Origin of the sequence: Limnohabitans sp. DM1 (genome assembly GCF_001269385.1) — a bacterium.
In the GTDB taxonomy this organism is placed as follows: Bacteria; Pseudomonadota; Gammaproteobacteria; order Burkholderiales; family Burkholderiaceae_C; genus Limnohabitans_A.
The window spans coordinates 1-6,723 of record NZ_CXOO01000090.1; the positions used below are offsets into that span (position 1 = coordinate 1).

The 6,723-nt window shown below is 55.5% G+C and carries 11 protein-coding genes; 2 read left to right on the plus strand and 9 right to left on the minus strand.

Features of this window, described 5'->3' with window-relative positions; translation table 11 throughout:
- The 9 genes from AMM33_RS21570 to AMM33_RS21610 all read right to left on the minus strand — a co-directional run.
- A partial coding sequence (locus AMM33_RS21570; RefSeq protein ID WP_194945686.1) for an SDR family NAD(P)-dependent oxidoreductase occupies nt 1–311 on the minus strand: 311 nt, incomplete at its 3' end.
- A 182-nt stretch (nt 312–493) separates the two neighbouring features.
- On the minus strand, nt 494–919 hold the full coding sequence (locus AMM33_RS21575) for a MaoC family dehydratase (protein ID WP_090143328.1): 426 nt from the start codon (nt 917–919) through the stop codon (nt 494–496).
- 10 nt (nt 920–929) lie between these two features.
- The gene (locus AMM33_RS21580; RefSeq protein WP_090143331.1) at nt 930–1,373 is read right to left on the minus strand and encodes a MaoC family dehydratase N-terminal domain-containing protein; all 444 of its coding nucleotides are present in this window, start codon (nt 1,371–1,373) and stop codon (nt 930–932) included.
- A gap of 58 nt (nt 1,374–1,431) precedes the next feature.
- Nucleotides 1,432–2,625, minus strand: coding sequence for a lipid-transfer protein (locus tag AMM33_RS21585; protein ID WP_090143333.1), 1,194 nt, complete (start codon nt 2,623–2,625; stop codon nt 1,432–1,434).
- A gap of 184 nt (nt 2,626–2,809) precedes the next feature.
- A complete protein-coding gene (locus AMM33_RS21590; RefSeq protein WP_090143334.1) occupies nt 2,810–3,460 on the minus strand; it encodes an aspartate/glutamate racemase family protein in 651 nt (216 codons plus the stop codon).
- Nucleotides 3,445–4,098, minus strand: coding sequence for a DUF6680 family protein (locus tag AMM33_RS21595; RefSeq protein WP_090143337.1), 654 nt, complete (start codon nt 4,096–4,098; stop codon nt 3,445–3,447). Before AMM33_RS21595 ends, AMM33_RS21590 begins: the two co-directional genes overlap by 16 nt.
- A 100-nt stretch (nt 4,099–4,198) precedes the next feature.
- Nucleotides 4,199–4,630: a hypothetical protein gene (locus tag AMM33_RS21600; protein ID WP_090143339.1), complete on the minus strand. Its 432-nt coding sequence runs from the start codon at nt 4,628–4,630 to the stop codon at nt 4,199–4,201.
- A 117-nt stretch (nt 4,631–4,747) separates the two neighbouring features.
- On the minus strand, nt 4,748–5,065 hold the full coding sequence (locus AMM33_RS21605; RefSeq protein WP_090143341.1) for a hypothetical protein: 318 nt from the start codon (nt 5,063–5,065) through the stop codon (nt 4,748–4,750).
- A 39-nt stretch (nt 5,066–5,104) separates the two neighbouring features.
- Nucleotides 5,105–5,497 carry a hypothetical protein gene (locus tag AMM33_RS21610; RefSeq protein WP_090143343.1) on the minus strand — a complete coding sequence of 131 codons (393 nt, stop codon included), beginning with the start codon at nt 5,495–5,497 and terminating at the stop codon, nt 5,105–5,107.
- A gap of 664 nt (nt 5,498–6,161) precedes the next feature.
- Between AMM33_RS21610 and AMM33_RS21620 the strand changes: the two genes are divergently transcribed.
- Both AMM33_RS21620 and AMM33_RS21625 read left to right on the plus strand, forming a co-directional pair.
- Nucleotides 6,162–6,416: an AbrB/MazE/SpoVT family DNA-binding domain-containing protein gene (locus AMM33_RS21620; protein ID WP_090142567.1), complete on the plus strand. Its 255-nt coding sequence runs from the start codon at nt 6,162–6,164 to the stop codon at nt 6,414–6,416.
- On the plus strand, nt 6,410–6,688 hold the full coding sequence (locus tag AMM33_RS21625; RefSeq protein ID WP_090143348.1) for a type II toxin-antitoxin system PemK/MazF family toxin: 279 nt from the start codon (nt 6,410–6,412) through the stop codon (nt 6,686–6,688). Before AMM33_RS21620 ends, AMM33_RS21625 begins: the two co-directional genes overlap by 7 nt.
- Nucleotides 6,689–6,723 lie beyond the last annotated feature (35 nt).

The window sequence follows — 6,723 nt, forward strand, 5'->3', positions numbered from 1 at the left end:
CTCATCTTTTGCAGCACGTTGTCCCAGGTGTACCCGGCGTTGTTGACGATGATGTCGATGCCGCCAAACGCGTCGAGCGCGGTCTTGACAAAACGCTCGCCAAAGTCGGTGTCGGTCACGCTGCCGATGCAGGCCACGGCCTGACCACCGCTGGCGACGATGTCACCCACGGTCTGCTCGGCCGGGGCCTGGTCGAGGTCGTTGATGACGACGCGTGCGCCTTCGCTGGCGAGCTTGAGCGCGATTTCACGGCCGATGCCGCGACCGGAGCCTGAAACCAGGGCCACCTGGCCTTCGAGTTTGCGGGTCATGGGGAATCCTTTTCTGTGGCATGTTGAAGTTTGAAACGTGTGCGCAATTCTTCTCGTAGGTCGGTACTCGCAGAGTCCGACATGATGGGTTTCGGCACAGGCCCATGTCGGGGTCTTCGACCACCGACCTACAACATCTTTGAGCCTTGAAAATTTCACAGGGCTAAATCATTCATGATGTTTCAGGCCAACGCGACGACGGCATCACCCGCCAACTTGACCTGCCCGTCGGCGTTGGCGGTGGTCAGCGACAGGCGCACGCGGCGCTCGCCACCCACTTCAAACTTTTCGGTCACCTGGCCGGTGCAGGTGATCTTTTCGTGCACCTGGGTCATGGCGGCAAAGCGCACGCTGTAGTCGCGAATGGCCGTTTGCGGCACCCAGTTGGTGAGCAAGCGGGCCAGCCAGCCCATGGACAACATGCCGTGGGCGATCACGTCGGGCATGCCTGCGCTGTGGGCTAAGTCGGTGTCGACGTGGATCGGGTTGTGGTCGCCCGCTGCGCCGCAGTACAGCGCCAGCGTGAGGCGCGAGAGGGGGGGCAATTCCAGCGCGGGGATCATGTCGCCCACCTGAAGGTCGTCGAATCGTTGCATGGTTGTGCTCATGGTGAATGCCTCAGGCGTTGCGCTGGACGGTGATGCTGCGCAAGTCGGCCACATGCTCGCCGCGCTGGTTGCTCACGCGGGTCTTGCGCACCACGAACTCCAGTGCGCCGCCCTTCTTGTCATAGATGTCTTCGATGCGCTGCTCAAAACGCAGCACATCGCCCGCATAAGCCATGCGGTGAAACGTGAAGCCCTGCTCGCCGTGCAGCACACGGCGGTAGTCCATGCCCAGCAGGTTGCGGATCGCGGCCGGATCGGGCGACTCCATCTCGAGGCAAAACAAAAACGTGGGCGGCACGGGCAAGGCCGGGTGGCCGGCAGCGCGGGCGGCGGCTTCGTCGGTGTAGACCGGGTCGGTCTGGCCCGTGGCCTTGGCGAAAAAGCGCAGGCGGCCCTTTTCCACCAGCACCTCGAAGGCTGGCATGGTGTGGCCGATGAATTTGCGGTCGATCATTTTTCACCTCCTTGGAGAGCAGCCGCTACACGAAATGAGGAGCGCAGGGGCTTCATGTTCACACCTTTTGGTAGAGCGTGACCACGCATGCACCGCCCAAGCCCAGGTTGTGCTGCAGCGCCAAACGTGCGCCTTCGACCTGTCGCTGATCGGCTGTGCCGCGCAGCTGCGAGACCAGCTCGTAGCACTGCGCCAGCCCGGTGGCGCCGAGCGGGTGCCCTTTGGACAGCAAGCCGCCCGAGGGGTTGGTGACGATGCGCCCGCCGTAGGTGTTGTCGCCATCCAGAATGAACTTTTCGGCGGTGCCCTCGGGCGTGAGACCCAGACCTTCATAGGTGATGAGTTCGTTGGCCGTGAAGCAGTCATGCAGCTCCACCACGTCCAGGTCTTCGGGGCCAATGCCTGCGGCTTCGTACACCTGCTTGGCCGCGTTGGCCGTCATGTCATAACCCACCACACGGCGCATGTCGTCGCTCTCGAACGTGCTGGGCGTGTCGGTGGTCATGGCCTGCCCAGCGATGACCACGCTGGCGTCCAGCTTGTGCTTTTTGGCAAAGTCGGCCGAGCAGACGATGGCGGCTGCCGCACCGCAGGTGGGCGGGCAGCACTGGTAGCGCGTGAGCGGACCAAACACGGTGGGTGAGGCCATCACCTCTTCGAGCGTGAGCGTCTGGCGGAACACGGCCAGCGGGTTGCGCGCCGCGTGCTGGCGCGCCTTGACCGAGATGCGGCCAAAGGTGTCGGCGCGGATGCCGTTTTCCTTCATGTAATCCATGCCCGCCCCACCAAAGAACTGCGCAGCTCGGGGCGCGGCCGGGTCAAACCCCTGGTGCGCGGTCATGGCCTCGGCAAAGCGGGCCATGGGCGAAGGTCGGTCGTCGTAAGCGCCCTTAAGCGCGCCGGGCACCATTTGCTCAAAGCCCAGGGCAATGGCGCATTCAACCATGCCACTCTCAACCGCCTGACGCGCCAGGAACAGCGCGCTCGACCCGGTGGAACAGTTGTTGTTGAGGTTGAAGACCGGAATGCCCGTCAGGCCCACGCCGTAAATGGCCGCTTGCCCGGCGGTGGAGTCGCCATATACGTAGCCCACATAAGCCTGCTGCACGGCGTCGTAGGGCACGCCCGCGTCGTCGAGCGCCAGCTTGGCCGCCCGCGCACCCATGAGGTTGTAGGACTCGCTGGCCCCGGGTTTGGTGAAGGGGATCATGCCCACGCCAACGACGTGAACAGCGCGCTTGCTAACGGCCATGCCTGCTCCTTGAAAGGGTTCGATACGGACAAAGTATCGAGCGGCAGCAGGGCTTTACCAATCGCCAATCAGGTCAAGATGATTGGCAGGAAATGACATTTATTGGGGCTTTGCGGGTGAGCTGGCCATCTGACGTCCGAGCCACGCCGCTGGTGCCAGCTTGTACGCGTGGCGAGGCTGCACTTTATGCAATGCCAAGCGCGTCCTGCACTCCGAGTGCCGGACTGCTAAGCACTGGCACGGCAACGTCATAAAGCGCCGCCGCAGCAGGCGCCATTGAGGCTTGAGCCAAAACAACTACGCTGGGGCCAGGCAGCAACTTGCGAACTTCGGCTTCGATCGCGGCGTAGTACGCAACCAGATTCCCTTGTTCGAAGTGTTGCCACGCGTCTGATACGTGGTGTTCTGAAATCTTGACCTGCAACCCAAGCCTTTGAGCCGAGTCGCGAATCAAGTCTGACGTCGGGCCAAGTGTGCTTTGAAGCGCAGCAACAACGAGAACATTGGGGCCTGCCCGTGCTGCGGCGTTGGCCATTGCCCTATCGATTCGCTTTGCGGTGAATTTCCCATGTGTTGGAGTAGCTTCTGCGGCTGCTCCTATGGTTGAGCAAGTGCAGACAACCACGCATGCGCCAGTTTCTGCGGCAACTCGCACTGCTTCTTGCACCCGTTGAACAACACCTGGTGAGTCATGACCCTGCGCTCTTGCGTCGCGAAGCAAAGCTTCGTCAACAAAGTGTGTCGCGCTTGCATCTGAATCGATCGATTCCAGTAAAGCGGTAAACGTTGGAACGTGCACCGGAGAGGTGTGTAGGAAGGCTAGACTGGGTGGCATGGTGGTGTTTTGCCCATGGCATTGCTATTCGCTTCAAGGGCATTGGCAATACGGTCAATGTTGCGACGGTACTCTTCTGCAAGTTCGGGATTGGATGGCATCTGCAACACATTCATGCTGAGTGGTGAATCACCCGACAATGCTTTTAGAAGCACCTTCCGCAATGCATTTTGATCAGCCTCTATTTCTTCGTGAGCAACTGGCGTGTAAGCACCGCGCTTGAGTTGAACTCGATCAAAAGTGAATCCTACGTCCTGTGAAATTGCATAAAGCAAATTAAGGAATAACTCATTGCGTTGCGCGAAATGTGCCTGCTGTTGTATCTCTGAGAGGTCTACTCCGCCGCAAAGGTTGTCGTGATACTCCTTCCAAGCGTCTAGGATTGCCTGCTCCTTCCGCGTTCTGCGATGCATTCCGAAAGTGAAAGCACCGTAGAAGACCAAGTCGATCATGTTGATTGCTTGGACATGTTCTGGGGATAGTCTGGCTGCACGCGTCGCCATTAATTGAGTGAAAACTTGGAGCTTTCGCCCTCTCTGCGCGCGAGCACCTTCGATCCATTTTTGAGCCTGAACTGCCAGGATCGGACCAAGCATTGTGGCGAGAACCATGATCCAGTCTTTGGTTTCTATATTCATTTTTACGGCTCTATTCAGTTATTGCCAAGGAGATAGCTTTTGTTGTGAGAGGCTGCCAAGAGCGATAGTTCTTGGCAGCCTCTCTCGAATGAACCGCTATTTAATGAATCGCGCTTTTGTAGCAATTCCATAATGTTAATGCCAGAAATGAATAGCAAAGCAAGAATATTATAGTTGATTTTAATTGGCTTTTGGTAGCTAACTTTATATCCCGAATTTGGTGCAAATCATGCAACCGAGCCTTTTGTGTATCACCATTTTCGAGTTCTTTTTTGATTATTTTTTCCAAATCTTTGATGATGGAAGAGAACGGCCTCTTGTCATGTAGTTTCGAGTAGATTCGGTGTGAAAACAAAATGAACGTAATCGTTATTGCATAAAGTTGTGATGGGGCATGACCAACACTCCAGCATCCCAACGTAGCGAGAAAAAGCCAAACACCCTCGGTATTTAGTGCCCCTCTGTAAGCATCAATATGGTCTTCAAATTCCTTGAGCTTCTTTTTTATTGCTTCATTATTTTGATCTTGCATATGAGTTCCGTCGAATTACGATAGCTAACGCTCAAGGTCACCGGCGCTGTGCGACTTTATCGCGAGGCGCCGCTGATTCGCAGTATTGGGCTTCAACACCAATTGCACTCAAACCAATCATTCAAGGTGGACCGAGATATACGCAGTCTTTGCTATTTCGGACTTGCATTCGTCGACAAATGAGGCAGCGTCAGGTTCGCTGAGCCCAAACTGCTGTACAAGTCGTGCGTTCAACAAGTTGCGGTCGAGCTGAAAACTTGTTCCAGAGTCAACGAAAATTACTCGGCCTCCGGCGCACTGAATACCACCTTTCGCGGCGTCGAAAATCTCAAGCTTGAGCTGATCCACTTCGGCTTCAAGTAGTTTGATTTGCCGAGTCTTGGCAACAAGTTCTTCCGCTAGTTGTTTAGCAGTGTCTAGATTTATTGTCTGCATTTATTTCTTTCTTTTCTGTACTTTATAGTTGCGGCAAGTTTACTTATATTCAACCTTGATTGTCATTTTTCCAGACTTCCCGACTGAGAACTTCAGGGGAATCCCCTCGATCTCGCTTCCAAGATCAATACCCGCCTTTTGATCAAGGGTAACCTCTATGGAGGATGCATTATTGACCTTGCCAGCCTTGATGATCTCGACGGCAGCTTGCCTTTGTTCCTGAATTGTTGAATTGGTCGAGTTTGCCGTTTCTCGAATTAACTCGGCCCCTTTGTCAAATAGCTTCTTGGCCAAATACGGAATTGGCCCGCCTAATAACAACAGCAGGTCGGGGTCTTTTGCGGCGCGAATAGCATCTCTTACTCCTGCAGAGGTAGTTAGATCGAAGGACCGCGCAACCAATTTTTTTCCATTACCGTTTGAAATGTTCATATCCCGTTCTTCTCCTTCATCTGTCCAAAAGCACACTGACTGCACTTGAAGCCCTGCCCGTACTGCCCATTGTGTTTAGATAGGCAACTTGGACAAACTCGATATCCACACTTGTCGCAGACGAACCACCGCCAAGTAGTGGGCAATTCAGCTCTGCAAGATTGGCAAGGAATGTTCATACGGCCTCCGCTCGTGTAGGCCAACTTTGATGTATGCGACATACCAAGCCAATATGGCTGGCATGTGCAAAATAACATGGCTGCACGCTGTACGAAAAATCAATGGGCTTCATGGCTTGGCTCTGAAGACTGTGCGCATACACAGGTGTAACGGAACTGAGAAAGTCGCTGCGCCGCTTCTGATGTCTAGCCGAGTGCTGGATCAGGTATGCACGCAATTTGTATGCACTATAACTTTAAAAACAATGTTTTTATTCCCATTAATTTCGTTTTTTGATTTACTTCAGCGTCACACGCGGCTAGTTTGCCGCCCCCAAAGTTGCTAGGTTTGGGCTCAAGCCAGCGCTTCGTCTTCGGCCTATTCTTTGAGCGCCTGACGGTAAACGCCGGAGTCGTGATGCGTTTTTTACTTTCAAAATGCGCCAACTCTTGCTTGACGGCATGCCGGTGAAAATTTAACATTGTTGCAACAAAAGGAGGGGCTTATGGAAATCGCCATCAGAACAATCGGGAACAGTAAGGGCATAGTTTTGCCCAAGGCGCTACTGACCCAAGCAGGACTAGAGGAGCAGAGCACCGCCAACATCGTGGTGGAGAACGGGCAGATCATTCTGAGTAAACCCGCCAAGGCGGTGCGTGCAGGTTGGTCCGAGGCAGCCGCCGCTGTGGCGGCTCAGGGCGACGATGCCCTGCTGATGGGCGAGTTCGGCAACGCAGACGATGCGGAGCTGAGCTGGTGAGGCGGGGKGACATTTGGCTGGTGAATCTGGACCCGACCGTGGGCAGCGAAATCCAGAAATCACGCCCTTGCGTGGTGGKGTCGCCAGCAGAGTTGAATGAGAAGCTGCGAACCGTGATCGTGGCACCCATGACCTCCAAAGGCTTTGCGGCTCCGTTCCGGGTGCCGGGGACGCATGCCGGCACCAAGGGCCAGATCGTGCTGGACCAACTGCGAACCGTCGATAAGGTGCGCTTGATCAAAACGCTGGGCACTGTACCTGCAAACCCCTAGATCGGAAGCGCACACGTCTGGCTAGTCACACGGTG